At 50.6% G+C, this 2,256-nt stretch carries 2 protein-coding genes and 1 pseudogene; 2 read left to right on the top strand and 1 reads right to left on the bottom strand.

Annotated features, from left to right (window positions below; translation table 11 throughout):
- Nucleotides 1-81: 81 nt before the first annotated feature.
- The gene (locus tag ACUVTA_RS08915) at nt 82-1,062 is read right to left on the bottom strand and encodes a helix-turn-helix domain-containing protein (protein WP_445952587.1); all 981 of its coding nucleotides are present in this window, start codon (nt 1,060-1,062) and stop codon (nt 82-84) included.
- A 416-nt stretch (nt 1,063-1,478) separates the two neighbouring features.
- Here ACUVTA_RS08915 and ACUVTA_RS08910 point away from each other — a divergent pair, with 416 nt between their 5' ends.
- Together ACUVTA_RS08910 and ACUVTA_RS08905 are read left to right on the top strand one after the other, a co-directional pair.
- Complete coding sequence (locus tag ACUVTA_RS08910; protein WP_445952586.1) at nt 1,479-1,721, top strand: helix-turn-helix domain-containing protein; 243 nt, start codon at nt 1,479-1,481, stop codon at nt 1,719-1,721.
- A pseudogene (locus ACUVTA_RS08905) lies at nt 1,711-2,256 on the top strand (hypothetical protein); the annotation flags it as partial. The gene ACUVTA_RS08910 and the pseudogene ACUVTA_RS08905, both read left to right, overlap by 11 nt.

Below are 2,256 nucleotides of genomic sequence, written 5' to 3'. Positions count from 1 at the left end.
ATAGATCGGCGGCTTCTCGCCTTTGGAATACGGAAAACTTGTAAAACCGCGCTGAGTTATTAAATATTAACCCCGATGCCATTAAATGGGTTGCGTAGCGTCTTGATCCAAGGCGCTGTCGGTGTTGCTTCTTGGAACGGTTTCTTCCGAGAGGTAAGACTCGCCGAAGTCGACACCGGGGAACTTTATAAAGCCTAAGGAAGGGGGAGTGTAAGCCGTGATGCGCACATACCTGTTTTCCAGAGGCAGAACGACGGTGAGAGCTCCCGGCTGCAAAGGGTTAAGGTGGATACTGTCTGCAAGGAGAAGTAAAAGATCAAGTGCGGAAAACGGAGAGGGGACCCATTCGGGCAGGCCCTTTTCCGTTGGCTTCAAAAGAAAGAGAAGCTCCGACACCGTTCTCGGTTTGCGTCCGGAAACTGGAGGAAGGTCGGCGAGAATTTTTTGGATGCGCTTTGGCGGTTCGGTTAGCGGAAATCTGTACGCGTCGCGCTCTCTGATAAAAGTGCTTGTATCATGCAAAATCCACGCCGCGAATTTAACTCTCGTTGGGAAATCGAGGACCTGGGACAGCGGTTTTATTGGCTCTGTGTTGCTAAGCGCCTCTTGAATTAGGTGCGTTAAGAAAAAAGTGCGTTCTTTTTCCATGTCTTCCCGCCTTCCGGGGTGAGTAAAGTCCTGATTTGCGGATATTGGTATTAGATCTATGAACCGTGGTTCCGGGAACGTTTCTTTCATCGCAAAATTCGAAAAGAGGGCGCGGAGTACTGCGGCAGCGGCGAGACAAAAGGGGAAAAGAGACTGAAGGTCGGCGCTGACGCGAAAGATATATTCACGGGTGTACTGATAGGCGAGAAACTGCTGCCACCGGTTAACCTCGGAGTCCGGTTTAAATGTGGCGATGTAACGCACAAGGCGGTCTACGCTTTGAGGCGTCGGTGGGAGCCAGCCATTTTCGAGGGCAGAAAGCGACGAGTAGGGCATATCCACCAAGGCCGCGAAGCGGCGGATGGTTAGATTCCAGGAAAGACGAAATAGCCGGAATAGTATCCCGATCCTCATAGCTCTTCTTTCAGCTCCTCCTGTTTAGTGTTCGGTTATTCAAAAAATATTTCGCTAAGGTCTCAAGAACTCCTCTACATAAGCCGAAGAATTTATTAGTATAGGATTTAGGTAATCACTAAACAACAGACTGGCGAAGACCTTAAGCCATGCCAGCACCTTTAAGTCGCGCGGAGCTGCATAGATCGCCCGGGCGGACGCCGAACGGCGGAACCATTAAAATCGAGGAGGAATTTGCTTTAGTATGCGCTTAAGTAAGAGCAAACTGAAGAAAATACGCAAAAAACGTCCAAGGAGGAAGATATTCGCCAAAAGCACGATAAATCTTCAAGCACACCAGGTGGCGGTGCGGCTGAGGCCGAGAAGTCGTATTTTTACCTGATTTATCCAACATTTGACGGGGAGTGATTTTTTAGATGCAAATTGAGCGGATTACGTTAACCGTAGCTGAAGCCCGCGCATATTCAGGTCTGGGGCGCAACACTCTTCTAAGACTGGTACAAACCGGAGAGGTGCAGACCCGGCGGATCGGAAAGCGGCGGTGGTTAATTTTGCGGGATAGCCTCGAGAGTTGGCTTCGGGGTAAAGGAAATACCACTGGCGGAGGCGAAGATGTTCCTAAAAATATGGAGGGAGGATGCCGAACCCATGCGCGGTAGTGTCAAGCGACAATCAAAGGATTCCTGGTGGATAACCATCAGCCTGGGGAAGAACCCAAAGACCGACAAATATAAGAAGTACCAGGGGACCGTCCGGGGTAAAAAGGCCGATGCGGACAGGCGATTGGCGGAGCTTATCGCCCAGTTGGAGAAGGGCTACACCATCAACCCTAAGAAGATGACCTTCGGGGAATTCCTGGACAAGTGGTTACAGGATTACGCCCGGAACCGGGCGCATAGCACCTATTACGGCTATGCTAACATTATTAACCTGCACGTCAAACCTGCTTTAGGCGATATTCCGTTAAACAGACTGCACCCGTCCCACCTGCGGGACTTTTACAACCACCAGTTAGCAGAAGGGCGGCGGGACAACAAGAAAAGCAAGGGCAAGGCGCTTTCTCCAACCTACATCTTGACAATGCACTGGGTGATTCATCGGGCTTTAAAGTGCGCGGTCAAATGGGAACTGGTGGGGAGAAACGTTGCCGATGCCGTAGACCCGCCACGAAAGAGGAGAAAAGAAACGGTCATT

This window comes from Thermodesulfitimonas sp. (assembly GCF_052743955.1).
The sequence above is the reverse complement of the archived record's forward strand: the minus strand, read 5'-3'. Positions and strand labels throughout refer to the sequence as shown.

What these genes read in the sequence shown, in the direction of transcription:
- ACUVTA_RS08915 (WP_445952587.1), bottom strand. Translation starts at nt 1,062, where the DNA reads ATGAGGATCGGGATACTATTCCGGCTATTTCGTCTTTCCTGGAATCTA.
- ACUVTA_RS08910 (WP_445952586.1), top strand. Translation starts at nt 1,479, where the DNA reads ATGCAAATTGAGCGGATTACGTTAACCGTAGCTGAAGCCCGCGCATAT.